General features: G+C 44.7%; 20 protein-coding genes. 11 read left to right on the plus strand and 9 right to left on the minus strand.

Features of this window, described 5'->3' with window-relative positions; all coding sequences use genetic code 11:
- Window positions 1-86 precede the first annotated feature (86 nt).
- The 7 genes from DXD68_RS11450 (at window position 87) to DXD68_RS11480 (ending at window position 14,942) form a co-directional block, all read left to right on the plus strand.
- A complete protein-coding gene (locus tag DXD68_RS11450) occupies window positions 87-3,611 on the plus strand; it encodes a TonB-dependent receptor (protein WP_199715632.1) in 3,525 nt (1,174 codons plus the stop codon).
- A gap of 20 nt (window positions 3,612-3,631) precedes the next feature.
- Entirely contained in the window at window positions 3,632-5,425 is a 1,794-nt protein-coding gene (locus tag DXD68_RS11455; RefSeq protein ID WP_122361625.1) for a RagB/SusD family nutrient uptake outer membrane protein, read from the plus strand.
- An 84-nt stretch (window positions 5,426-5,509) separates the two neighbouring features.
- Window positions 5,510-6,400 carry a sugar phosphate isomerase/epimerase family protein gene (locus DXD68_RS11460; protein ID WP_122361626.1) on the plus strand — a complete coding sequence of 297 codons (891 nt, stop codon included), beginning with the start codon at window positions 5,510-5,512 and terminating at the stop codon, window positions 6,398-6,400.
- A gap of 100 nt (window positions 6,401-6,500) precedes the next feature.
- A complete protein-coding gene (locus DXD68_RS11465) occupies window positions 6,501-7,757 on the plus strand; it encodes a Gfo/Idh/MocA family oxidoreductase (RefSeq protein WP_122361627.1) in 1,257 nt (418 codons plus the stop codon).
- A gap of 60 nt (window positions 7,758-7,817) precedes the next feature.
- Entirely contained in the window at window positions 7,818-11,279 is a 3,462-nt protein-coding gene (locus tag DXD68_RS11470; protein WP_122361628.1) for a family 16 glycoside hydrolase, read from the plus strand.
- Window positions 11,280-11,429: 150 nt separating this feature from the next.
- A complete protein-coding gene (locus DXD68_RS11475) occupies window positions 11,430-13,817 on the plus strand; it encodes an ATP-binding protein (protein ID WP_233577111.1) in 2,388 nt (795 codons plus the stop codon).
- A 72-nt stretch (window positions 13,818-13,889) separates the two neighbouring features.
- On the plus strand, window positions 13,890-14,942 hold the full coding sequence (locus tag DXD68_RS11480) for a DUF1848 domain-containing protein (RefSeq protein ID WP_122361629.1): 1,053 nt from the start codon (window positions 13,890-13,892) through the stop codon (window positions 14,940-14,942).
- Between the two features lie 74 nt (window positions 14,943-15,016).
- On the opposite strand, the gene upp is transcribed toward DXD68_RS11480, so the two are convergent.
- Both upp and DXD68_RS11490 read right to left on the minus strand, forming a co-directional pair.
- On the minus strand, window positions 15,017-15,670 hold the full coding sequence (gene upp / locus DXD68_RS11485) for a uracil phosphoribosyltransferase (RefSeq protein WP_122361630.1): 654 nt from the start codon (window positions 15,668-15,670) through the stop codon (window positions 15,017-15,019).
- 340 nt (window positions 15,671-16,010) lie between these two features.
- Window positions 16,011-16,301: an HU family DNA-binding protein gene (locus DXD68_RS11490; RefSeq protein ID WP_007652950.1), complete on the minus strand. Its 291-nt coding sequence runs from the start codon at window positions 16,299-16,301 to the stop codon at window positions 16,011-16,013.
- Between the two features lie 231 nt (window positions 16,302-16,532).
- On the opposite strand from DXD68_RS11490, the gene DXD68_RS11495 reads away from it, so the two are divergent.
- From DXD68_RS11495 to DXD68_RS11505, 3 genes are all read left to right on the plus strand, one after another.
- Complete coding sequence (locus tag DXD68_RS11495) at window positions 16,533-17,492, plus strand: hypothetical protein (RefSeq protein ID WP_122361631.1); 960 nt, start codon at window positions 16,533-16,535, stop codon at window positions 17,490-17,492.
- A gap of 121 nt (window positions 17,493-17,613) precedes the next feature.
- The gene (gene murB, locus DXD68_RS11500; protein WP_122361632.1) at window positions 17,614-18,627 is read left to right on the plus strand and encodes a UDP-N-acetylmuramate dehydrogenase; all 1,014 of its coding nucleotides are present in this window, start codon (window positions 17,614-17,616) and stop codon (window positions 18,625-18,627) included.
- A complete protein-coding gene (locus DXD68_RS11505) occupies window positions 18,627-19,382 on the plus strand; it encodes an MBL fold metallo-hydrolase (RefSeq protein ID WP_122361633.1) in 756 nt (251 codons plus the stop codon). Before murB ends, DXD68_RS11505 begins: the two co-directional genes overlap by 1 nt.
- On the opposite strand, the gene DXD68_RS11510 is transcribed toward DXD68_RS11505, so the two are convergent.
- The 7 genes from DXD68_RS11510 to gpmA all read right to left on the minus strand — a co-directional run bounded on the left by DXD68_RS11510 (window position 19,346) and on the right by gpmA (window position 25,154).
- The gene (locus tag DXD68_RS11510; protein WP_122361634.1) at window positions 19,346-20,248 is read right to left on the minus strand and encodes a hypothetical protein; all 903 of its coding nucleotides are present in this window, start codon (window positions 20,246-20,248) and stop codon (window positions 19,346-19,348) included. The two genes, DXD68_RS11505 and DXD68_RS11510, sit on opposite strands and share 37 nt — an antisense overlap.
- 3 nt (window positions 20,249-20,251) lie before the next feature.
- Window positions 20,252-20,893, minus strand: a complete 642-nt coding sequence (gene nth, locus DXD68_RS11515; RefSeq protein ID WP_122361635.1) for an endonuclease III — start codon at window positions 20,891-20,893, stop codon at window positions 20,252-20,254.
- A 4-nt stretch (window positions 20,894-20,897) separates the two neighbouring features.
- Complete coding sequence (crcB, locus tag DXD68_RS11520; RefSeq protein ID WP_122361636.1) at window positions 20,898-21,284, minus strand: fluoride efflux transporter CrcB; 387 nt, start codon at window positions 21,282-21,284, stop codon at window positions 20,898-20,900.
- 75 nt (window positions 21,285-21,359) lie between these two features.
- Window positions 21,360-22,379 (minus strand): phenylalanine--tRNA ligase subunit alpha, encoded by a 1,020-nt coding sequence (pheS, locus tag DXD68_RS11525; RefSeq protein WP_122361637.1) that lies wholly within the window; start codon window positions 22,377-22,379, stop codon window positions 21,360-21,362.
- 236 nt (window positions 22,380-22,615) lie between these two features.
- Window positions 22,616-23,497: a DUF3078 domain-containing protein gene (locus DXD68_RS11530; RefSeq protein WP_122361638.1), complete on the minus strand. Its 882-nt coding sequence runs from the start codon at window positions 23,495-23,497 to the stop codon at window positions 22,616-22,618.
- Between the two features lie 236 nt (window positions 23,498-23,733).
- Window positions 23,734-24,294 (minus strand): RNA polymerase sigma-70 factor, encoded by a 561-nt coding sequence (locus DXD68_RS11535; protein ID WP_122361639.1) that lies wholly within the window; start codon window positions 24,292-24,294, stop codon window positions 23,734-23,736.
- A gap of 107 nt (window positions 24,295-24,401) precedes the next feature.
- Complete coding sequence (gene gpmA, locus DXD68_RS11540; RefSeq protein WP_122361640.1) at window positions 24,402-25,154, minus strand: 2,3-diphosphoglycerate-dependent phosphoglycerate mutase; 753 nt, start codon at window positions 25,152-25,154, stop codon at window positions 24,402-24,404.
- Between the two features lie 148 nt (window positions 25,155-25,302).
- On the opposite strand from gpmA, the gene DXD68_RS11545 reads away from it, so the two are divergent.
- Window positions 25,303-26,331: a FecR family protein gene (locus DXD68_RS11545; protein WP_122361641.1), complete on the plus strand. Its 1,029-nt coding sequence runs from the start codon at window positions 25,303-25,305 to the stop codon at window positions 26,329-26,331.
- Window positions 26,332-26,488: the final 157 nt, after the last annotated feature.

The following is a 26,488-nucleotide window of genomic DNA, read 5'->3' on the forward strand; positions in this document are numbered from 1 at the left end:
TGATAAAATAATTGGGAGTGAAAAAAAGACTATACAATGCAATTTTTTAACTGAGAAAAAAATACTAACATTATCAAATCACGTGTATGATTAAAAAAGTTTCTATTGCTACATTAGCAATGTTTTTGGCTGCATCGTCCATGACGGCAACAAACGATGCTGAATCTTTGTATGTGAATTTGGCATTGACGCTTAATCGGACTACGGTCGGTGCTGTTATACAAAGTATTAGTAAACAAACTGGATATGAGTTTTCTTATGATGAAAGTTTATTAGGGAGGAAGATCTCTAAAGTTTCTGTCAACATGGAAAATACACATATCGAGAATGTGTTGAAAGAGGTTTTCAGGAATACAGGTATTTCATATAAGATTGTCAACAATCGTGTTTTTCTGAAGGATGAAACGAGAAAATCGGCTCAGCCTGTTGGGGCTGTTGGGGGTGAAGTTTCTCAACAGAAAAAATCAGTAACAGGTGTTGTTATCGACAATACAGGTTTGCCCGTTATTGGTGCAAATATTGTGGTGAAAGGTAGCACAGATATAGGAACGATAACAGATATAGATGGGAATTTTCAGTTGGATAATGTCCCCGATGGAGCTACTTTGTTGGTTACTTATATCGGTTATATTGAACAATCGGTTTTGATAACAAATGATAAAAAGGCCTATCAGATCACATTACATGAAGATACACAAAAGCTGGACGAAGTGGTGGTGGTAGGATATGGTGTACAAAAGAAGGTGAATATGACCGGTTCAATCTCCAATGTGAAGGCTGATGAATTGTCGGTTATTCCGAATACCAACTTATCCAACTCCCTGGCTGGACGTGCTCCAGGAGCTACGATCAGAGGTAACTCAGGGTTGATGGGAGCTTCTTCTGAAATCCGCCTGCGTGGTGGTTTTGGCGATCCTTTGTTTGTTATCGATGGAGTGATCCGCGATAAAGAGGCATTTGATAATTTGGAACCCTACGAAATTGACCAGTTGAGTTTTCTGAAAGATGCCGCTTCGGCTTCTATTTACGGATCGGCTGCCGGTAACGGGGTTGTGCTGGTAACCACGAAAGGTGGTACAAAGAACTCGAAGCCGGTGTTCAACTATCAAGGATCTTACGCATTTAGTAAATCGACTCAGGAGTTGTTTGCCGACCGATGGACAGCGATTGATGACTTGAACTATCAGAATGCCGTAGCCCGTTTCCAGGGAACGAAAGAACCTAATGGCGAAGCTGAATATGCGTATTTCCGCGACAACAACATCAATTATAATGTAAACGATTATATTTGGCAGAATCCTTGGAATACGAAACATTCTTTGAGTGTAACAGGAGGTAGCGAAAAGGTACAATATTATGTGATGGGATCTTTCCTGGCAGAAGAAGGTTCTTATGTCTCTTTGGAAAACAAGAAGTTCTCTTTGCGTTCGAACTTGACCGTCGAGTTGAGTAAATATATCAAAATGAATGTAAACCTGGATGCAAATCAGTCTAACGACAGACGTTTCTATTGGCCGTTCTCTGATGATGATGACCAGGCTGTATATGATTTGTATCGTTGTACATTCAATGCGATGAAGACGACCCCGTTTTATTCTAACTTGGATGGAACTCCTTCTGCTACTATTACAGATTATCCTATTTATCAGGATTATGGATCATGGCAGGGATGGAACCCGGTAGATCAAGTAGTGGGCAATCGTTATTTGAAAACGCGTCGTCGTAATATGAATGGCATTGTTTCGTTTGATTTTAATCTTGATTTTATCACGAAAGGTTTGAGTACGAAAATCATGGGTAGCTATATTGGTCACGATTATTCTCGTAAAAGATTTATGACTTTCCAGAAGAACTATAAGTTTCAGCAGGCTGATCCTGAAGGAAACCGCTTTTTACCGGCTCCGCTGAACCTGAATGAATATAATACATTCAACTTTTCTCAGAATTATGAGAATTTGGATTATCGTATGAAGCAGTTGTGGACAGAACAGTTTAACTGGTTTGTAAACTATGCAAATACATTTGGAAAACATGACGTAGGCGGTATGATTGTATTTGAACAAGCTGCCAATGGAGGAGAATGGACACAGGCTAAAGCCGAACAGCCGTTGAGTAATCTTGATCAGATGTTCAATTATTCACAAGATGCCGAACGTTGTTTTGGAGATGCTGAAGAATATACGGGAGGACGTCTGTCATGGATTGGTCGTTTCAATTATACGTTCGACCAGAAGTATATAGCAGAATTCTCTTTCCGTTATGATGGAAATACGCTGTTCCCGGATGGACATCGTTGGGGATTCTTCCCGTCTGTATCTGCTGCATGGAGAATCAGCCAGGAACCGTTTATGGAAAAAGCTTCCAGCTGGTTGAGCAATTTGAAGTTGCGTGCCTCTTATGGTACAACAGGTAATGACTTGGATTTGAGTAAAGATCCGATTGATAAGATTACTGCTTTTTCTTATTTACAAAAGTATAATACGGGTGAAGCCTATATCTTTGGCAGCAATTTGGGTAGTACGATTACACCGGGTGCTACGCCTAACCCGACATTGACTTGGGCTACTTCTACGACTTATAATGGTGGTATTGACTTTGGTTTCTTCAATAACCGTTTATCAGGTACTTTTGATGCTTTCTATCGTAAAGAGGTAGATATTCTGGGACCACGTACGGTGACCATCCCGAGCACTTATGGACAGACATTGGCTCCTGAGAATTATGCAGAACGTTCATGGAGAGGTGGCGAGTTGGCTCTTACCTGGATGGATAAGGCTGCTAATGGATCCATTGATTATTCTGCGTATGTCAATTTAGGTTTTGCACGTGATAGATGGGATGTGTTGGATGTGGCTGCTACTTATAAAGAGGGTGGAGCTCTCTATGCGTTGTCTCCTGTAGGAAAGCCTGAGGGTATTTTGACAGGTCTGATTGCAGATCATTTGTTGACAGACCAGGCTGAGGTAGATGCGCTGAAAGCACAGGGATTTAAGCAATATGGACGTGATCCGTATTTGGGTGGTATTTTGTATAAAGATACACGTGGCGACGGTTATTCAGAAGGTCCGGATGGACGTATTGATTCGAATGACGCATATAATTTGTTGAGTGAAAATAGCACTCCGCGTATCAATTATGGCTTTGGTGGAAGCATTAAGTGGAAGGGTATCACCGTGGATGTTCATTTCCAAGGTGTAGGTAAATATGATCGCTTTGTTGGTGGTGTAGATGGTGGTTTTAACCAGCATGGTGGTGCTGTTCGTCCTTATTTCCCGATCTGGACAAGCGACAAAGTATATGATCCAGAATATAATCCGGATGGTGTTTATCCGCGTATCACAGGTTCAAACTGGTATGAATCGGGAACAGGAAATACGAGCTACTGGCTGCGTAACGGAGCTTATCTTCGTTTGAAGAATCTGAATATCGGTTATGATTTGCCAAAAGCAATTCTTCGTCCGCTGGGTATTTCTCATGCACAAGTATTTGCTAATGCGACCAACCTGTTCTGTCTTTCAGCAGTAACAGAGTTCTTGGATCCTGAACAAGAATATTATGATTCATATCCATTGATGAAAACATTCTCTTTTGGTCTTAATTTCTCATTCTAAATTTTAAATCTGAAAGAATTATGAAAATGAATAAAATAAAATATACAATTATAGGTGCTGCTTTCGTTTTAGGTGGAATAACGACCAGTTGTAATACACTGGATATCGATAACCTAGACAGCTATGACGAATCTATGGTATGGCACGATGTCAATCTGGCCACAGCTTATGTAAACAATCTTTATTCAGAATGCTTTACTAATTGGAGTTCGGCTGCGGATAATAATTCAGAGCAGGTGACAGGTATGCCTTGGTATTTAGGTACTATAACTGAGACCGGAAGTGCTTATAAGAAATGGGATTATACAAAGGTCCGTCATATCAATGAAGCCATCAAGCGCTTGGAGGAAGGTTTACTGGATAGCAAAACAGCAGCTGGGCTGCTGGGCCAAGCCTATTTTATGCGTGCTTATACCTATTATTGGATGGTTCTGCATCATGGCGGTGTTCCTTATATTAAAGTTCCTCAGGATAAAGATCAGGATGATTTGTTTGTAAAGCGTAACTCTACACCGGAGTGTTTCCAGTTCATGATTGAGGATTTGGATCACGCTATTACGTTGCTGCCTGAAAAGATTGCTGGCAGTTCTGCTGATTACGGTCGTATTGATCAGTGTTTTGCTAAGGCATGGAAAGCAAAAACTTTATTGTTGAAAGCTTCTCCGCAGTTTAATCCTAGCAATCCTTATGGAAACGCTTATTGGGATGAAGCCTATATTGCCGCTAAAGAGGCGTACGATTTCTGTATAGCTAAAGGAATTGCTCTAACTCCTGAGTATGGAAATATATGGATAGAGGAGCAGGGACCAGAAGTTGTATTTCCTGTAGTAAACTCAAATCCGAATAAAATATCATCTTGGGAATATACGACTCGTCCGGCATCAGTTAGTCGCGATAAGTCTTATTATAACCCGACTTGGGAATTTGTAAAGGAATTTCCGATGATGGACGGTAAGCGCTACGATGATCCGACTGGTAAATATTATGTAGAGAATGAAGAGGCTTTTCTAAAATCTTTTTGGCAGAATAGAGATCCGCGTTTTAACAATGTGTGTTTATATAATGGTCGTGAATATCCGGTGGCTGGAAAATCTGCGGATTATAGACAATATAATGCACTGGGCGTAAGTAGTCCGGATGATCAGTATGGTGTGAATCCGGCCGCTCATACAAATGCTGTGAATAATGATATTTTCTCCGGTTTTTATATTTATAAAGGGGCAGATCTGACATTAACACAGGAAAAGGTAATGACGTATGATATAGATTATATTCTGATGCGTTTTGCTGAGGTCATGTTTATTTATGCTGAGGCTGCTAATGAAACTGGACATTCGGATGTGGCAGTAGAGATGCTGAAACAGATCCGTCAGCGTGCTGGTATCGAAGCTGGTAGCGATGGATTGTATGGTTTGAAGGTTAATAATCGTGAAGAAATCCGTCAGGCTATTCTGAATGAGCGTAACATTGAGTTGTGCTTTGAAGGTCATCGTTTTTGGGATTTGCGTCGTACGCGTAATATGATGCATCTGAATGGCTGGACAAAGCATGGTCTTGAGGCTATTGCGATTAATCCGGATGGAACAGATATGAGTTTGAATGAAGCGAGAGAAAAGATCAGCAAAAATGAACTGACTACGGGCGACTTCCGTTATGTAATTCATCAGGTTCCTTATACAGAATCGGCTGAAAGAGAGTTTGTGATTGAAGAATCTTTTTACTTTTTCCCGATTCAGAAAGTTAATTTGGATGAAAATCCAAATTTGGAACAGAATAATAACTGGGGTGGAATGTTTAATCCGACCATGGAATAATTAATCCTAATAATATTTAAGACGGAAAATACGAAAAGGATTTTCCGTCTTATCTTTGTACGGACTAAAATAAATTTCTACATTATGAAAGTAAAGCATTGTTTGGTGGCAGCAGCTTTGTTGTTTGCCCTTACAACGGCACACGCCGCTGATAAAATCACGATCGGTGTCATCCAGTATGACCTGACTGATATCGATAAAAGTTTCAAAGACTTGCATGAGCAGGGATTCGGTTCGTGCGAGATCAATTACCGGAAAAATACGCTGACGAAAGATTTTGCCGAAAAGGTGAAAGAAGCTTCGAAGAAGTATGATATCAAAGTGACAACCTTGGTCGGTGTACCGGGTAGCAAAAGTACGTGGAACTTCCGGAAAGGACCGGCAACGATCGGGCTGGTGCCTACCGAAGAACGGGCTGAAAAGATCAGAGTATACCATGAAATGATTGATTTCTGTGCAATGGCGGATATCCCGGCGATGCATTCCCATTTCGGGTTTATCCCGGAAGATCCCTCCTCTGAACAATATAAAGATTTTATCAAGGTCATGCAGGACCTGGCGAATTATGCGAAAGAACGCAATGTCCTGATCTATTTTGAAACAGGGCAGGAGACGCCGACCACCTTGATCCGTGCGATAAAGGATATAGGAACCGGGAATGTCTTCATTAATTGTGACCTGGCTAACCTGCTGATGTACGGAAAGTCTAACTCCCTGGATGCCGTGAAGCTGTTTGGTCCCCTTATCAAGGAGTTTCATGCCAAAGACGGGAAATATCCGGACCCCAACAACCCTTATGAACTGGGGGCGGAAGTGCCGATCCCGACCGGAGAGGTTAATTTCCCGGCAGTCATCGCCGAATTGAAGAAACAGGGTTTTCAGGGAGCGGTCACTATCGAATGCGAACTGAACGGTTCACAGCATGATTATGTCATAAAAACTCGTAAATATTTGCAAGAGTTATTGGATAAATAATATCTTTGTGAGACGTTAGAGGGACATTTTGCTTTCTAACGTCTTTTTTAATACGGAAAAAATTACAATTGCTAATCAATATTATACATTAATTTGTACTATGAGAACAAACAGAAGGGACTTCCTTAAAACCCTTGGAGGAATTGCGGCCTTTACGATTGTGCCGCGCCACGTGCTTGGGAATGGATTTATCGCTCCGAGCGACCAGTTGACGAAAGGTATTATCGGTACAGGCGGGATGGGACGCGGTCATGTGGACTATGCCGGAACACGCCTGGTGGCCGTTTGCGACGTCGACAAGAAGCATCTTGAACTGGGCAAACAACTGGTGAAAGATAAAATTGCCGCTTATCACGATTTCCGTGATCTGATACTCGATCCGAACGTAGATATCGTACACATCGCGACACCGCCGCACTGGCATGGCATCATGTCGGTCGAAGCCGCTAAAGCCGGAAAAGATATCTGGTGCGAAAAGCCGATGACACGTACCATCGGTGAAGGCAAGCGGGTGATGGAAGCGGTGAAACAGAACGGACGTATGTTCCGATTGAATACCTGGTTCCGTTTCGCCGATCCGTTCTACGGACTGGGCACGCCGGTGAAGCCGTTGAAGAAATTGGTTCAGAGCGGTCTGCTGGGCTGGCCGTTGAAGGTGACGATCAGCAAGCATACCGGTTTCGACTGGAAATTCTACTGGGTGGGCAAAGAATATCTCGAACCGCAGACGGTTCCTTCCGAACTGGATTATGACATGTGGTTAGGCCCGGCTCCTTATAAACCTTATAACGCGCACCGCGTTCACCAGACTTTCCGCGGATACTGGGACTATGACGGCGGCGGATTGGGTGACATGGGACAGCATTATATCGACCCTGTACAGTATTTCCTCGGAAAAGATAACACCAGCCCTGTGAAAGTGGAAGTGGATGCTCCGCAACAGCATCCGGATGCCGTAGGGACATGGCGCTCTATTACCTATACTTATGACGACGGTTGTCAGATCGTCCTTTGGGGTGGCGACTTCGGTGATCCGAACACGCCGTATATCTCCGGTCCGAACGGTAATGTATATAAGAATTTTGTATGTGATATCCCTGATTGGGAAAAGAAACTGGCAGATTTCCCGGAACCTGAACCACAGGTGACCGACTTTATCGAATGTGTAAAGACACGCCAGCCTTTTGCCTTGAATGAACGAAACGGATTCCGCTCGTCTACGATCGTGAATATGGGTGCGGTGGCACTGCGTCTGAACCGTACGCTGGAATTCGATCCTGTGAAACTGGAGTTTGTGAACGATGAGGCCGCCAACCGTCTGCTCGATCAGCCGATGCGTGCGCCCTGGAACATTTAGTTAATTGAAAATTGAGAATTGACAATTGAAAATTAAGGGAATTACATAAAAGAGAATAAAATGAGAAAAGCATATATATCGATTGCCAGCTTGCTATTATTCGGCAGCGTACTGATGGCTCAGTCTCCGGCAAACCGTACAGCTAAAACAACTGCGGCAGATGTACTGGCCCAGATGCCTGCTGAGAAACAGGCTGAATATAATAAACTGATCAATGACCTGAAAGGGACCGGCGAAGAGGGTGTCCTGATGTTGGTCAACATGATAAACGCTCCCGGAAAGGGAAGCAATGCGCAGGTGGATTACGCCTTGAGCGGCCTGACGCATTATGTGATGGCGAAAGGCGAAGAAAGTGCCCGCCTGGCAACTGCGAATGCCTATCTGAAAGCGCTCGACCTGGTGACTGAACGGGAAACAAAGGCGTTCATCATCCGCCAGCTTCAGATCATCGGACAGGATGAGTGTATCGATGCGCTGTCGGCTTATCTGGGCGATGAGAGCCTGAGCGGACCGGCTGCACGTGCGCTGGCTGCGAATGGCAGCGAGAATGCAGGCAAAGCGCTGAAAGCGGCTTTGATGCGTCGTATGGGTACTCCGAAGACACAAAAAGATATCATCGTGGCGATCGGTGAAGCACAGGTGGAAGGTGCGGAAGACCTTCTGAAGGCTTTGCTGGGTTCGGGGGATGAAAATATGCAGAAGGCTGTCCTTCACGCATTAAGCCGTGTGGGTAGCAAGGCTTCCATCAAGGAACTGGCTGATGCTGCGGCGGCTTCCGGATATACAATGACGAAGACGAATGCGAACGAAGCATATATCGCGTTGTTGAAGCGGGTGGCTGCACAGGGTGATGTGAAGGAAGTGGAAAAGGCTGCCAACGACCTGTTGAAGAAAGCGACCAAAGCCGGACAGACGCAGACTCGCGACGCTGCCCTGCAGATATTGTTATCGCTGAATAAGGAAAAAAGTACCAAATTACTGCTTTCTGCTTTGAAAGACGGTAACAAGGAATATCGTAATGCGGCTTTGAATTATGCATCTGATTTTGCTAATAAGGAAGTCTATATCGAAGTGATGAAGGCGATGCAGAAGGCAAAACCGGAGGTGAAGGTGGATGTCACCAACTGGATCGGCCGCGAAGCCAAATGTCCGTCTAAACACGATGTGGTTAAGAATCTCGAACTCCGTTTCGACCTGACGGCTATGCAGGTGCTGCTGGCTCAGCTGAAAGACGCGAATTTCGATGTGAAGCAGGCTACTGCCTGGACGCTGGTGAAGATCGGTGACAAGCAGGCAATCCCGGCATTGGCCGATTTGCTGACAAGCGATAATAAAGATATAATCCTGCTGGGACAGGATGCGCTGGCTGCTTTCGGCGGCGATATCGACCAGGCTGTGGCACGCGTGATTCCGTCTGCTACGGATGCAGGAAAGATTGCCGGTGCTGAGTTGCTGGCTATGCGTAAGGCGACGGCTAACCTGACGACGGTGCTCGAACTGATCAAGTCCGGCTCACCGGAAGTGAAGAAAGCGGCTTATACGGCTTTGAAGGATGTCGTTTCGGAAGGCGACCTGGTGAATCTCTGCGGAATGCTGGAGACTGCCGATGCGTCTGCCGTAGCTCCGCTCCAGCAGGCTGTGATCTCTGCCATCTCTTCCATGTCTCCCGCGAAACAGATGGAAACGATCAGCCGCCGTATGTTGCAGGCAGGCGACAGCAAGAAGCATTTGTATTATATCGTACTGGCTACGACCGGCGAGAAGGATGCACTGGCTACGATCGTGAAAGGATTGCATGAAGGCTCGGGGGCAACCAAAGAGGCGGCATTCGATGCTTTGCTGGCATGGAAAGGTATGGAGGCTGTGGATGAATTATTTGCAGTTTGCCAGTCTGCTTCTTCCGAACAACAGTTCGACCGGGCGTTGAAGCGTTATGTGCAGTTGGTTTCCAATCCTTCTTTTACTGCTGAAAATCGTTTGCTGAGTTTGCGTAAGATGATGGATATTGCCAAGACGGCTGAACAGAAAGTACTGATTCTGCGTCAGATCCAGCGGGCGGATACGTTCTTGTCTATGATGTATGCTTCTGAGTTTTTGGATGCGAAAGATGCGAAAGTTCGCTCGGCTGCCGTGTATGCCATTTGGAATATTGCACGCAATCATCCGGAATACAGAGGTGAAAATGTGAAAGCGATCCTGAACCGCATATTGCCTATGCTCGATGGAGAAGATGCCCGTTACGATATCGATGCATTGAAAAAGCATCTGGCTGAAATGCCGGATGAAGTGGGCTTCGTTTCTATCTTCAACGGCAAAGACCTGACAGGCTGGAAAGGCTTGGTAAAGAATCCGATTGCCCGCGCGAAGATGAAACCGGCCGAGTTGGCGAAAGAACAGGCAAAAGCTGACGAGGTTATGCGTAGCGGCTGGAGCGTTGAAAACGGAGTTCTTGTCTTTAATGGAAAAGGGGACAACCTGTGTACGGAAAAGCAATACGGTGACTTTGAAATGTATGTAGACTGGATGCTCGATCCGGCAGGTCCTGAAGCTGATGCAGGTATCTATCTGCGCGGAACGCCTCAGGTACAGATTTGGGATACTTCCCGTGTGAATGTGGGTGCCCAGGTTGGTTCCGGCGGTCTGTATAATAACCAGGTGAATCCGAGCAAGCCGTCTAAGGTGGCAGATAACAAGCTGGGCGAATGGAACAGCTTCTACATCAAGATGGTGGGCGACCGCGTAACGGTTATCCTGAACGGAGAAAAAGTGGTGGACGACGTGATCCTTGAAAACTATTGGGATCGCAAGCAACCGATCTTCCCGATCGAACAGATCGAATTGCAGGCACATGGCAGCAAGGTATATTACCGTGATATCTATGTGAAAGAGTTGGAACGCAAAGAACCGTTCAAACTGTCTGCAGAAGAACAGAAAGAAGGTTTCAAGGTGTTGTTCGACGGTACGAATATGCATCAGTGGACAGGTAACACGGTCGATTATACGATTGAAGACGGCTGCATCTCTATGATCCCGAGTAAAAGTTACGGTGGAAACCTGTATACGAAAGATGAATTCGGAAACTTCGTTTATCGCTTTGAGTTCCAGCTGACTCCGGGTGCAAACAACGGTGTGGGTATCCGTACTCCGATGGAAGGCGATGCTGCTTATGTAGGTATGGAAATTCAGATTTTGGATTGCGAACATCCTATTTATAAGGATATTACCAAATATCAGCACCACGGTTCCGTTTATGGCATTATCCCTACGAATGCCGATCACCACAAGGCCTTTAAGCCGGTGGGTGAATGGAATGAAGAAGAGATCGTTGCCAACGGTGATAATATCCGTGTAACTGTGAACGGCGTAGTGATCCTGGAAGGAAATATCCGCGACGCAGTTAAGAACGGCACACCTGACGGTAAGGAACATCCGGGCTTGTTCAATAAGAAGGGACATATCGGATTCCTGGGCCACGGCTCACCTGTGAAGTTCCGCAATATCCGTATCAAGGAATTGAAATAACAGATTTTTATCTGGCAAGGAAAGCGGAGGTCGGTTTTACCGGTCTCCGTTTTTTTTGTTTTCATGCAGAAACTTTGGAAAGCTTTGAATATAAATGAATTTTAATTTGGGAAAATGCTTTTTAATACCGTATTTTGTATCCATACTAGTATGAATCAAGGTAAAATGGATACAGCTCAATATAAGTTATTGTTGGATGCGGCACAGGTTGGTTGGTGGGAGATTGACTTTGAAAAGAAATGTTACATCTGTTCCGATTATTTGGTGAGTCTGTTGGATTTGGATGGTAAGACAATTCCGGCAGAAGATTTTCTAGGTCTGATCCGTGAGGATTACAGGGCGAGGATAGCCAATGAGTTTGCTTATTTCAAGGAAGTGGGCATTTATGAGCAGACATTTCCGATCGAGACCTGTTACGGCACAAAGTTTGTCCGGACAAAAATATGTAAACGAGAGGTCGATGCTGATGGGAATATTTATGTGTTGGGCATCCTGCAGTTAGTACCTTTTTGTGAAGTGGATGGGAATAAACCGGCTGTGGATAATCAGGTGGACAGCCTGCTTCGCCATCTGAATACGATATCCCGTGCTCTGCATTCTTTCATCCAGACAAACGACTTGTTGACCTCTATCCAGTTGGTCCTGACGGAGATCCTGTTTTCTATCGATACGAGAGGACGTGCCTGTATAATGGAGTATAGTGATGACAAACAAACGATCAGTTGTACGTATGAGGTTTGCAGTGATGGCGTTTTTGCTGTCCGTTCATCCTTGCAGAATATTCCGGTTTCTACCTTGTCCTGGTCGACCCGCCGGATACGGAATCTTTATCCGGTGATGATCAATAATCTGGATGAACTGCCGGAAGAAGCCGCCGAAGAGAAAAAGTATCTGAAGCGGAGAGGTGTTCTTTCTTTTATTCTGATTCCTCTGATCATTAAGAAAAAAGCATGGGGTTATATCGGTATCGATATCGTCGATAAGTATCGTATGTGGAATCTGGAAGATTATCAGTGGCTTTCTTCCATAGCCAATATCATCAGTATCATTACAAAGATGGCACGTATCAATGAAGCCCTCGACCGTGGTGAAAAGTTGTTGCGCAATATTTATACGAACATACCGGTCGGAATCGAACTGTATGACAAGGATGGTTTCCTGGTAGATATCAATAATAAGGATGTGGAGATATTTGGTTTGGCTTCCAAGAGAGATGTGTTGGGGATCAATATTTTTGATAATCCGGTTATCCCGGAAGATATACTAGATAAAATGCGGAAGAAGAAACCGGTTTCATTCCGTCTGAGTTATGATTTTACTAGAGTTAGTTCCAACGGTTATTTTTCGACAAACAAAGGAGGGGCTATTGATTTGATAACGAAGGTCAGCATGCTTTATGACAATAAAGGGGAGCTGATAAACTATCTTTTTATTAATCTGGATAATACTGATAAGACAATTGCTTACAACCGTATTGAAGAGTTTGAATATTTCTTTACCCTGGTTAGCCGCTATGCGAAAGTCGGCTATGCCAAATTCGACCTGCTGACTCGTGAAGGGTTTGCAATCAGCCAATGGTATCAGAATCTGGGTGAAAAGGATGGGACGCCTCTGACTGAGATTATAGGTACTTATAAAAGCGTACATCCGGAAGACCGGGCTGTGATGCTGGAGTTTTTCGATAAGGTGGAGCGGAGAGAAGCGACCAGTATCCGCAAGGAATTGCGTATCAAACATGAAGACGGCTGGAAATGGATACGTGTGAATGTGATGTGTACTTCGCAAGAGAAAGAACAGGACAAGATCGAGATGATCTGCGTGAATTATGATATCACAGAACTGAAGGAAACAGAACAGCAGCGGGAAAAGGCGGAAGAACTGGACCGGTTGAAATCAGCTTTCCTGGCGAATATGAGCCATGAGATACGGACTCCGTTAAACGCGATTGTCGGTTTCTCGACCTTGTTGGTCGATGCGGAAGACAGGGAAGAACAATTGCAGTTCGTCGAAATAATCCAAAAGAACAATGAGCTTCTATTACAGTTGATTTCCGATGTGCTGGACCTGGCGAAGATAGAAGCGAACACGATTGAGTTCAAGCCTATGGATATCGAGTTGAAAGGATTCCTGGATGATTTGGTGAAATCCATGAAAATTAAAATTCACGGTGATGTGGAACTTCGTTGTCGGCCGGGTTTGGAGCCTTGTGTCTTCCGGTTCGATCATGTACGGCTGAGCCAGCTCTTTTCTAATTTTGTCAATAATGCGATCAAGCATACCGCAGAAGGTTCCATCACGCTGGCTTATGAACTTCGTCCGGATGAAATCGAGTTTTCGGTAACGGATACGGGTGAGGGAATGAGTGAAGAGGTCCAGTTGCATGTTTTCGACCGTTTCTATAAAGGAAATGACTTCAAACAGGGAACGGGCTTGGGACTTTCTATCTGTAAGAGTATCGTAGAACAACAAAAAGGAAAGATCGGAGTAAGCTCAGAAATCGGCAAAGGTTCGCGTTTTTGGTTTATCTTACCCCGATAATCTTTTGAAAACAACTATCATACTATCATTTATTATAAAATCAACGAATAATTCGATATCTTCGTGATTGTTATGGTAACTGATAAACTACTTATCACTACTGATTCTGGTATCAGAGTTGAAGCAACAGCTCCGATCATAATTTCTGCCAGTCGGTCGACAGACATTCCTGCTTTTTATGCCAGGTGGTTCTTTAATCGTTTGGATAAAGGATATTGTGTGTGGTATAATCCGTTTAACCGACAGAAAATGTATGTATCGTTTGGGCGGTGTAAAGTCATTGTGTTTTGGACAAAGAATCCGAAACCGATATTGCCTTATCTGAAAGAACTGGATAAACGTGGCATTCATTATTATTTTCAAGTGACATTGAATGATTATGTGAATGAAGGTCTTGAACCGAATGTACCAAGTGTGGAACAACGAATAGACACTTTTCGGCAATTGTCTGATCAAATCGGTCACGAGCGAATGATATGGCGATTCGATCCGTTGATTATCATGCCGACTATTACACCACGCATGTTACTTAGCCGGATATGGAAAATTGGAAATCGTTTGAAAGGATATACTGACAAACTCGTATTCAGTTTTGTGGATGTAAAGGCATACCATAAGGTGCAGAACAACCTGGTAAAGGAAACGAATTGTTTTACGAAAGAGGGTGTGGAAACAGCAGAGATGAATGCGATGCAACGTCAAGAGGTTGTAGAGGGTTTGGTAAAGTTGAGAGAAGTCTGGGCTTCTGAAGGTTGGCATGTTACGCTTGCTACTTGTGCTGAGGATATTGATCTTGTTGTTTATGGTATTGAACACAATCGTTGCATTGACGGTGAACTGATGGAGCGTGTCTTTGGGGATGATTACGAATTGGTTTATTATCTTCGGACAGGTAAATTTCCAGAACCTGATCTGTTTGGTTTTTTACCAGCTATTCCTGACAAACAAAAGAATTTGAAAGATAAAGGACAACGAAAGATTTGCGGTTGTATGGTGAGTAAAGACATCGGAATGTATAATACTTGCCACCATTTTTGCGTATATTGCTATGCTAATACAAACAGAGAGTGCGTGAAAAGGAATATGACACGGTATTCAGATGATAGTGAAAGTCTGATAGAATGAAAAACCTTTTGTTAGTTCTGCATATATAAGAAAAAAGCTATGGGTTAAAGAACCATAGCTTTTTTATATCTCAATTATTCCTTTTCCCCGTAAGCCAGATCACCGGCATCACCTAATCCGGGGATGATGTATGAATGATCATCCAGTTCATCGTCGAGTGCGGCGATCCAGATTGTTGTCTTGTCGTCCGGCATTTTTCGTTGCAGGTATTCGATAGCCTGTTTGCTGGCGATGATGGAGGCTACGTGGATGTGAGACGGATGACCTTTGGTCAGTAACGCTTCGTAGGCGAGTTCCATCGAACTTCCGGTTGCAAGCATCGGATCGGTAATGATCAAAGTTTTTTCGGTCAGTCTTGGAGAGGCTATATATTCGATGTGGATGTCGAAATTCAAGCGGTCTTTGTATTTGCGGTAAGCAGAGACAAAGGCGTTTTCTGCATAATCGAGATAACTCAAAAAGCCCTGATGATAAGGCAGTCCTGCACGTAAGATAGTGCTGATCACGATCCGGTCGTCGGGTGTGTCCATCGGCGCGATGCCCAGTGGTGTCTGAATTTCTTTCCGGCTGTAAGCAAAATCTTTGCTGATCTCGTAAGCCATGATTTCACCGATACGTTCGATGTTTCTGCGGAAACGGAGGCTGTCTTTTTGGATATTTACATCTCTGAGTTCGGATACGAACCTGTTCAGGACGGAGTTTGATTCCCCAAGATTAACTATTTTCATTTGTATTCAATTGTGTTATGCAGACTAATTTTTTCGGAGCCGAAATTATATATAATTAGAGCACCACACAAATGTTTCTCTGTAAAATTCTAAATTAGGGACAAAAGTTTCATATTCCGAAACAGGGAGGGTTGTCCGGATTCTGAAATTGCGATAATTGAGTTGGGGGCATGCTGTGGGTTGTTTAATTAGAACCGGAGCGTTCTGTTATTCGTAAAAAATACCTCATTTTACTAAGAATCTGTGTGTACTTTTGCAGATATGATCAGATAAAAGAAAAGGAGGTATAAAAAACTTCCTTCCTGCAGAGGCAAGAAGGAAGTTATAGAAAAAAATCATATTATTTTTTCTCTCCAGTACCGTTCATAGCTTCCAGCAAGAATTTACCGGGTTTGAACTTTACCGTTGTTCTGGCTGGAATTTGTACCGGAGTACCAGTTTTTGGATTACGAGCCAGGCGACTTGTTTGAGGTCTAGGTATTAAAGTACCAAAACCAATAAGAGTGATTTCCTCTTTCTGTGACATTTTTTCGGTTACGATCTCGATGTAAGCATCTAATACTTTTTTTGCTTTCTGTTTTTGTAACCCTGCCTTATCTGCTAAGGCTTCGATAAGTTCTGCTTTGTTCATGAGTGTTTCTTTTTAATGATTATATACATTGCAAATGTAAGCCATTGCTTTTTTTATATGGTGTCTTTTTCCAACTAAGCAAATTGGCTTTCATTTCTTATTAAACAATAGCTCCGGGCTTTTGTTACGATTTGAGAAACAAAAAACGTTAATTCACACCCGGTTGCGGTAATCGAAACAAACGCTATGAAAATGTATGAGTAGAAACAGTAAAATAACACGCTAATAATTATGAAAGATGCATTGAATAACGGGCTTATAAAAGCCATGAGAGAACATCTCCCGGAGGAGACGAATCTGGCCAATTATATTATGGATGTCATATCCATAGGAAAAGAGGCTGTCTATCGCCGGTTGCGCGGAGAAGTTCCGTTTACTTTTTTTGAAGTATCATTGTTGTCTCAGAGCCTGGGTATCTCGCTGGATCAGATCGTGGGAACCAACCGGGCGGAAGGAGCCGTTTTTAATCTGAACGTTTCCAATACCATGAGCCAGATGGATAATTACCATGATATTCTCAAACGGTACCAGAAGCAATTTGCCTTCCTCAAGGACGATCCGAAATCAGTCCTCAGCACGGCGTGCAACATTGTGCCGTTTACTTTATATTCGCCTTTTGAGCGTTTGACGAAATTCCGTCTCTGCCGCTGGATGCATCAGAACAACGGGATGAAGATAACAGCGAGCATGTCTGATATAGTGGTGCCTGAGAAGGTGCTGGAGTCACAGCGCCGGTTGATGCAGGAAGTCCGTCAGGTACCGTCGTCCTATACAATATTAGATAGCAACATTTTCCAGTCGCTGGTCAGGGAGATCAAATACTTTGCCGGGTTGAATATGCTGACCGACGACGATATCGACGTGATGAAGCAGGAACTTCACCGTTTGCTGGACGAAATGGAACAGATCGCGGCGCGGGGAGAATATCCGAACGGCAACAAAGCATATATGTATCTGTCGAATATCAATTTCGAAGCGACTTACACGTTCCTGGAGAAAGGAAGTTTCCAGTTGTGCATGTTCCGCCTGTATGCAATCAACTATATGGATTCGCAGCATCCGGAAGTATGCCGTGCCCAGAAAGAATGGATCCAGTCGTTGAAGCGTTATTCCACTTTGATCTCGCAGAGCGGAGAGATACAGCGAATGATCTTTTTTACGAAACAGCGTGAAATTGTCGATACCCTGTGATAATTGAAAATGGAAAATTGAAAATGACCGATTAAGAGTTTGATGGAAATAATTTTCAATTTTCAATTCTCCATTTTCAATTTTCTGGCTACTTTTGTCCTGCAATAAATAAACAGATATTATGAGGATAGAAGAAAATTACTCCCTGGAGAAGCATAATACATTTCATCTGCCGGTGAAAACACGGTGGTTCATGGAATATACGAACGAAGAAGAATTAGGACGGATCTTACGGGACGAGTATTTTCAGGAATGTTTGTCATTACATATCGGATGCGGAAGCAATCTGTTATTTATAAATGACTTTAACGGTATCATTCTACACTCTGACATCAAAGGTATCAGCGTGGAGAAGGAAACCGACGAGCATATCTGGCTGCGTGTCGGAGCCGCTGAGAAGTGGGACGACGTTGTTGCGCATGCCGTTGCCAACGGCTGGGGAGGGATCGAGAACCTGTCTCTGATCCCCGGTGAGGCAGGTGCTGCCGCTATCCAGAATATCGGAGCCTACGGAGCGGAGATAAAAGATGTGATAGAAAGTGTCGAAACATACAACCAGCTGACTTTCGAGAAACGGATTTTCACGAACGAAGAATGCCAGTACGGTTACCGCTCCAGCTATTTCAAAAACGAACATAACGATCCGTACATTGTTACATATATATTATTGCGGTTGGATAAGAAACCTGTTTTCTCCATAAATTACGGAAACCTGAAGGAGGCGTTGTCTGCTTATCCGGAGGTTACTTTGGATGCTGTTCGCCAGGCGGTGATCACGATCCGTGAGGAGAAGCTGCCCGATCCGGAAAAGCTGGGAAATGCCGGCAGTTTCTTTATGAATCCGGTTATTCCGTCGGCTCAGTTCGACAAGCTGAAGGAGCAGTATCCGGCAATACCTTCTTATCCGGCAGGCGAGGGAAAAGTGAAAGTGCCCGCCGGCTGGCTGATCGAGCAATGCGGTTTCAAAGGAAAGTCGCATGGGCAGGTCGGAGTATACGAAAAGCAGGCGTTGGTCCTCGTCAATCTGGGAGAGGCGAAGGGGCACGAGATCGCTTTGGTGGCTGAAAGTATCCGTACCGCTGTAAAAGATCGTTTTGGCATCGAGATAATGCCTGAGGTTAAATATGTAGGATAATGAAAATTACATTTTTGGGAACGGGGACTTCGACCGGAGTTCCCGAAATAGGTTGTCAGTGTGAAGTATGTACAAGCAAAGACCCCCGCGACTGGCGTTTGCGCACATCGGTATTAGTAGAAACAGAGGGCAAACGTATTTTGTTGGACTGCGGACCGGATTTCCGCTGGCAGATGATACAAAGCAAAACGTATCAGCTGGATGCAGTTCTGATCTCGCACGAGCATTATGACCATGTCGGAGGGCTGGACGACCTGCGTCCCTTTACCCGCGACAAGAGTGTGGATATCTACGCGGAGGAGAATGTGGCTGAAGCGATCCGTACCCGCATTCCTTATGTCTTCCGCGAACATAAATATCCCGGTGTTCCGAAGCTGGAACTTCACGATATAGATAATACACCTTTCGTTGCCGCCGGTTTGCCGATCGTGCCGGTCCGCGTGATGCACGGGCGCTTGCCTATCCTGGGGTATCGGATTGGGAATATGGCCTATCTGACTGATCTGAAGTCGCTGCCGGAGGAAGAGTTTGCCAAGTTACAGGGATTGGATGTGCTTATCCTGACCGCTCTCCGGAAAGGGGAACATCCGGCACATGAGAGCCTGGATGAGGCGCTTGCCTTGATCGAACGCTTGCATCCGAAAGAAGCTTTCCTTATCCATATGAGTCACCGGATCGGATTGCATGCCGAGGTGGAAAAGATGCTGCCTGAGCATGTTCATCTGGCGTATGACGGGTTGGTGCATCCCGTGTAAAAGAACTTTCCGTCTTCTTCGTAGATTTGGTTGGAGATATGTAGCTGGGGGAAATGTTGTTCCAGCCTGAGGGATAAAGTATCGGCTATCGTACGGAAAAGTGTGTCAGCAGGTTCGAGATAAGGCAGGCTGCTGAAATAACAGATATTTCCTTCGCTTTCGAACAAGTCGGCTGCCAGCCATCTGTCACTGACCCTCCACAAGGTCGAATCGTTGCTTTTTACGTATAAATCCAACAATTTCGACTGGATCATCAGGTTGAGCGGAGCGTTGTTGTCGAGTGTTTTGCGGAGCTGCATCTGTTCTTTCGACAGACTGTTCTGCTGTTTCCTTTGTATGGATGCCACTTCTTCCAGCAACTTCTTGCTGTAACTTGCCACCCAAATGCCGTTGTACTGGTAATATCCGAAGAATCTGTTCCCCGCATCCGGGCAATAGGTGAATGTAATTCCCCCTTTGGACTGTTGCTGGGGAGCGAACGATTTGAAGAAGTGCTTCTGCACATTCTCCTCGATTTGCCGGACGATGCTGTTGTCCGCTTTAGCGTACATGACAACCCCTTGCGGGTGAAACGAGAAATGCAGCGAAGCTATCTCCGGATTCTTCCGGATAATGTTCAGGTATATATCCGGTATTTCGGAGGCGAACGCCTCGTAAACAAACTCTTTCGTCAGTATGACTTTGGCGAAGACGGCAGGGCGATTGACAGCGAGTATAGCTTCCGAAGCCGGGGCAGTCAATGTGTACAGGTCGGTTTGTGCCAGCTCCTTACTCTTTTTCATGTCGCCGAAAAAGTAGTAGACTGCTGACAGGGTAGCGAGAGCAGTTAAGAGGATGATCACTATTTCCCGCCTGTATATTCTCATGTGTTATAGTTTTACCTTCAGGAAATGTTTGCACCAGGGCGTCAGGCCGCAGGATTCACATTTGGGCTTTCGTGCCACGCAGACGTATCGTCCGTGCAGGATCAGCCAATGGTGGGCAATCGGTATCTGTTTTTCCGGAATATTCTTCACCAATTCCTTTTCCGTTTCGAGCGGTGTCTTGCTGTTGTTGGTCAGACCGATGCGGTTGGCTACACGGAATACATGCGTATCTACTGCCATTGTCGGTTTGTTGTAGACAACGGAAGCGATGACATTCGCTGTTTTACGTCCTACACCGGGCAGTTTCTGCAGTTCGTCGATGTCGGACGGCACCACGCCGCCGAAATCGGAGACCAGCATCTTTGCCATTCCGACCAGGTGTTTTGATTTATTGTTCGGGTAAGAAACGCTGCGGATATATTCGAATACCACTTCCGGTGTCGATGCCGCCAGCACTTCCGCTGTAGGGAAATCCCTGAACAGGGCAGGAGTGATCATATTCACACGCTTGTCTGTACACTGAGCCGACAGGATGACGGCAATAAGCAGTTGATACGGATCGTCATAATGAAGCTCCGTTTCCGCAACCGGTACGTTTTCTTCGAACCAGTTCAATACACCTTTATATCGTTCTTCCTTTCTCATATCGTTATTTCAATAAAGATAAGACATTTTTTCCGAGTAACAAACCAAAAAATACGGCAATAAGTCCTAAGATATTGCTGGCCAGTATATTTATAAATGCTAATTTATAATCGCCCGTTTTCATGAGCGACATCGTATCCAATGCAAATGAAGAGAAAGTGGTAAATCCGCCGAAAAGTCCGGTGAACAGGAAAGCTCTTGTGTTGACAGAGAAATTATAGTCTTCGGCAAGGCTCCAGCAGAAGCCGATCAGAAAAGAGCCGATAACATTCACGGAAAGTATCCCAAAAGGAAAGGAGTAAAGCATCGACCGTTGCACCCACATGGAAACCCAATAGCGTAGTGCCGATCCGATAGCTCCTCCTGTAATTAAAATCAAAACCTTTATCATATTTCATCCTCCAATGTGTTTTCCCCGGGCTGGTTAAAGGCCCGGGGATGATGGTACATGATTTAGGTTTTCAATTTAATTGGCTGATTCGAATTGTTTCAGGAAACGGACATCGTTTTCCGAGAACATTCGAAGGTCTTTTACTTGGTATTTCAGGTTGGTTATACGTTCGATACCCATTCCCAGAGCGTAGCCGGTATAGACTTTGCTGTCGATACCGCAATTTTCGAGCACATTCGGGTCTACCATACCACAACCGAGGATTTCTACCCAGCCGGTATGTTTACAGAATGCACATCCTTTACCGCCACAGAGGTTGCAGGAAATATCCATTTCCGCAGAAGGTTCCGTGAAGGGGAAGTAGGAGGGGCGCAAACGAATTTTCGTTTCCGGACCGAACATTTCTTTTGCAAAGAAAAGCAATGCCTGTTTTAAGTCGGCGAATGAGACATTCTTATCGACGTAAAGCGCTTCCACCTGGTGGAAGAAACAGTGAGCGCGGTAAGAGATGGCTTCATTACGATATACGCGTCCCGGACAGATGATACGGATAGGAGGTTCTTGATTCTCCATCACGCGGGTCTGTACCGACGAAGTGTGCGTACGCAGTAAAACATCCGGATTATGTTGTATGAAGAATGTATCCTGCATATCACGTGCAGGGTGATCTTCAGCAAAATTCAAAGAAGAAAACACATGCCAGTCATCTTCGATCTCCGGTCCTTCAGCGATGCTGAATCCCAGTCGTCCGAAAATATCACAGATTTCTTTTTTAACGATGGAAAGAGGATGGCGCGTACCCAGTTGCACCGGATAAGCGGTACGGGTCAGGTCAATGTCATCATCGCCTGTCTGTACGTTGTCAAAACCTGCTTTCAGTTCGTTGATCTTATTTTGAGTAGCTTCTTTCAGCTGGTTCAGAAACTGTCCCACTTCACGTTTCTGATCTGCCGCAACATTGCGGAAATCGTTCATCAGGGAAGATATCTCACCTTTCTTGCTGAGATATTTGATACGTAAAGCTTCCAGTTCTTCGGCATTTGCAGCCTTCATATTCTCTACTTCCTGAAGCAGAGCCTTAATTTTATCGATCATTTCTAATCATATTTGTTTTCGACGTGCAAATTTACTCCTTTCTTTTGGATACTGCAACCGATTGCAGCAGGTTTTTTCCGAAAAACGTTTTTCTATAGGTTGGTTGCTTTATTAAAAAGGAATTGTCGGGATTAGGGGACGCAGAGAACGCAGACGCTCGCAGACTTATTTTTTCTTTTAAATAAAATATCTGCGAAATTCTGCGTTTTCTGCGTCATCTGCGTCCCCTAATATTGTCAGAAATTGTAAGCAAGCCCTACACCGAGTATCTCTTTGAACTGTACTTTTGCGCCGTGTCTTTCTCCGTTGTCGTCGAAGGTTTTCACGTCGTTATCGTATTTCAGCGTCGTGTTGAGCGTAGCTGAGAGGAATTTGTTGATCTTCATGCTGATCAGCATATCCCAGTTGACGTCGATGTTTCCGAACTGGCTGTCGTACGGGGTGAAGAAGTCGGCGGTCGTGATCAGGCTCACGTTTTCCATCAACGGCATTTCCGCACGGGCTTTCAGGTAAGCGCCGCATTCGATCTTGAAACGGTCGCCCGGATCGACGCCGAATGCGCCCAGGTCGGAGAGGTAATCGTCTGCCACCCAAGTCATCTTGGCGGAAACAGGAGAGAGGAAGATCGAATAATTGCTTTTAGGGCGGTATTCCATACCCAAAGAGATGTTGGAATAAGCAGGAGCAAAGAAGTTGGAAATGTAATGTTCCTTGTCCGGATAATTGTATCCTTTAGCGAACTGCGTGTTCAGATCACCCATCAGCGTGTAGAACCAGACATTGTTGGTCGAGTAGCCCAGCTGGGTGGAGAGTCCGATCTTATCGGTGCTCTTGCGCATGCCCTGCGATTTGGTTTTCGTCAGTCCGTAGTCGAGAACGAGGTTGGTCACCCAGAGCCAGTTGCCGCTTTTATGTGTCAGCGATCCGTTCAGGTAGGCGTTTCCGGCAACGGAGTTTTCGCCACCTGCCGACCAGTTGGTCATGGCTGTCTGCGACAGGTTAAGACCCGATACGCCTTTTAACACAAATTTTCCTTCTTCATATCCTTTATCGTCAGTCTGACCGTATGCGATAGTTGCCAGTGCGACGAACAATATCATTAAGTATGTACGTTTCATATTTTCTTTATAATTTAATTCAGTAATCTTTGAAGGCCCTCATTATTTAAACAGGATTGATTAATTTTTGTTCATTTATATCCATAAAAGTGACTTATTGTATTTTATTTGTAAAAGTGAATTTGTGGGGTAAAACATTCTGTCCGAGAGAAAAAATAATTTCTTTCGGAAGAAAATCAAATTTCATTCGAAAGAAATTATTTTTTGTTCCGAATGGGGTGTCAGGAAGATATAGGTTAATGTAATAAAGCGGTCAGCAGCGGCATGTAATCTTTCAGTTCCGTGCGGAGTATTTTCAATGATTGGGAAATGCGGTAGGCGATGGTTTTGGGAGAGACTCCGGTGCGTTCGGCTATCTCGTTGTAGGTAAGGTGTCCGAAGCGGTTCATCTCGAACGCTTTTCGGTATTCTTCCGGTAGTGCATGGATAGCCTTGGTCGCCAATGCGATCAGCTCGCCTTCCATATAAAAGTCGGGATCTTCAAACTGGTTCTCGAACTTGGCGTATAACGCCTCGTGTACCCGTTGTTTGATCTGGTTGTGGGTGATATTGTTCAGGCATTTGTTTTTCACCATAGTGAACAGCAAGGATTTCAGGGACATTTCGGGAATCAGCGCAGAACGGTTTTCCCAAAGCCACATCATTACTTCCTGCACGATTTCTTCAGTTTCTGTTTCGGCCACATATTGGGATGCAAATGCGCATAGCCCCCTGTAATATTGTTTGTAGACCGTATCAAATACGCTTTCGTCGCCGGTTTTTAGTCTATTTAAGGTCTCTTCGTTGCTTGTAATCACTGATAGTTACTTTGATTTAATGCAAACTTAAACAAATATTTGGTGAAAAAAGAATCAACGCCCGGAAAATTTCCAAAAAAATCCCGGGCGTGAGTTATGAAAAACAACTATTTTTTATCTTTTTTCCCCTGGTTAGCAACGGCTTCCATCAATTTCTTGATTTCTTCCGGGTCACCCAGGAAATAATCTTTTACAAGGTTCAGGTCGTCATCGAATTCGAGTACGTAAGGAACGGCGGTAGGCAGGTTCAAATGTACGATATCCTCATCCGGAATGTTGCGTACATATTTAATGATACCTCTCAGGCTGTTCCCGTGAGCCGTCACCAGAATCTGGTCGGCTGTTTCGAGCGACGGAAAAATCACCTCTTTCCAGTAAGGCAGGATACGGTCGACGGTATCTTTCAGCGATTCCGTGCGCGGCAGCTCCTCGTCGGGTACATCTTTATAACGGATCTCGAAACGTGGGTTACGCGGATCGTCCTCGCTCAGGGCATGCGGTGCCACGTCGTAACTTCTGCGCCAGATCAGCACCTGTTCGTCGCCGTACTTTTCTGCCGTCTCGCTTTTATTGAGACCCTGCAGTGCGCCGTAATGCTTTTCGTTCAGCCGCCAGCTTTTTTCCACCGGGATCCAGTCCTGGTCCATCCGGTCGAGTACATTATTTAATGTCTTAACAGCACGCTTTAAATAAGATGTATAGGCTTTATCGAAAACATACCCTTCTTTCCGCAGCAAATCGCCCGCTTTACGGGCTTCCTCAATACCTTTTTCGGTAAGATCGACATCGGTCCATCCGGTAAACCGGTTCTCCTTGTTCCAGGCACTTTCGCCGTGACGGAGCAAAACTATCTTTTTCATGTTCTTTTTTATTTATGATAACTGTCTGTATTTTAGATAACAACCGGAGACAGGAAAAAGATTTTGAATTTTTTCTTAAAAAAATCACATTTCCGTTTAGTACATCCTTTTCCTGAATTGTATTAATAATAGAAACAGGAAAAAAACGATGATAGTAGACGAATATATACTGATAAGATACATCGACGGCACACTGCCCGACGACGAACGCTCCCAGGTTGACGACTGGGTGGCAGCCTCGCCGGAAAATGCGAAGTTACTGGAGCAGGTCTATTTTACCCTGCAGGTGACAGACCGCGTACGGGTGATGGAGTCGGTAGATCCCGAAATGGCCCTGGTCCGTTTCAAATCGAAAGTTCGTAAACAAAATAAAAAAGTTAGTTTACACCGTTCCCTACAGATGCTGCAAAGAGTTGCAGCCGTACTTTTTATCCCGGTGTTAATTATGTCTGCCTATTTCTTTATGCAGATGGGGCAGGAGAAGGTGCGCATGGTCGAAGTGCGCACCAATCCCGGGGTAGTTTCGACGTTCGACCTGCCGGACGGTTCGAAAGTTTGGTTGAACGCAGGGAGTTCTTTGAAGTATCCGGCTAATTTCTGGCCCGAATGCCGTCAGGTCGAACTGACCGGGCAAGGGTATTTCGAAGTGACGAAGAATCCGGAAAAACCTTTCATCGTGAAAGTCGATCCGGTTTATTCGGTAGAAGTTTTGGGAACCCGTTTCGATGTTTCCGCCTATAAAGATGACGATTTTGTCTCGACCACCCTTGTGGAAGGTTCGGTACAGCTGAACATCTCGCAGGCAAGCGGTCACATCACCCACCAGCTCCTGAAGCCCGATGAGCGGGCGGAGTTTACGCGGGTGGGCGGTAAATTGTACATCACTCCGGTCAACGCCGCCAACAATACAGCCTGGCGGAACGGCGAGATTATTTTCAAGAATCAGCCCATGTCGCGGGTACTTAAGGCGTTGACGCGCCATTATAATGTACGCTTCGACGTGAAAGACAAGGAAGTGCTTGAAGCCATCATCACTGCCAGGTTTAAAGACGAACAGTTGCCGCAGGTGATGGAATATCTCAAACTGGCATCGAACGTCAAGTTCAAGATCAGCAAACCGGCGATAACCGCCGACAACCGGCTGGAAATGTCAGTCATAGAAATATCAAAAGAGTAAAATAGAGTGTAGAACCTTTTTAAATCAGAATTGCCTATGTGGAAGTAGAGAAAAAAGTCCAAAAAACATACGGAAAGATGTTGACGCATCTCCCCGCATGTAAAAGTCCAAGCTGTTGACGCAGCTATAGTTAACTTTATATTAAATAATAAGCATC

The organism is Parabacteroides sp. TM07-1AC (assembly GCF_003480915.1).
Classification (GTDB): Bacteria; Bacteroidota; Bacteroidia; order Bacteroidales; family Tannerellaceae; genus Parabacteroides; species Parabacteroides chongii.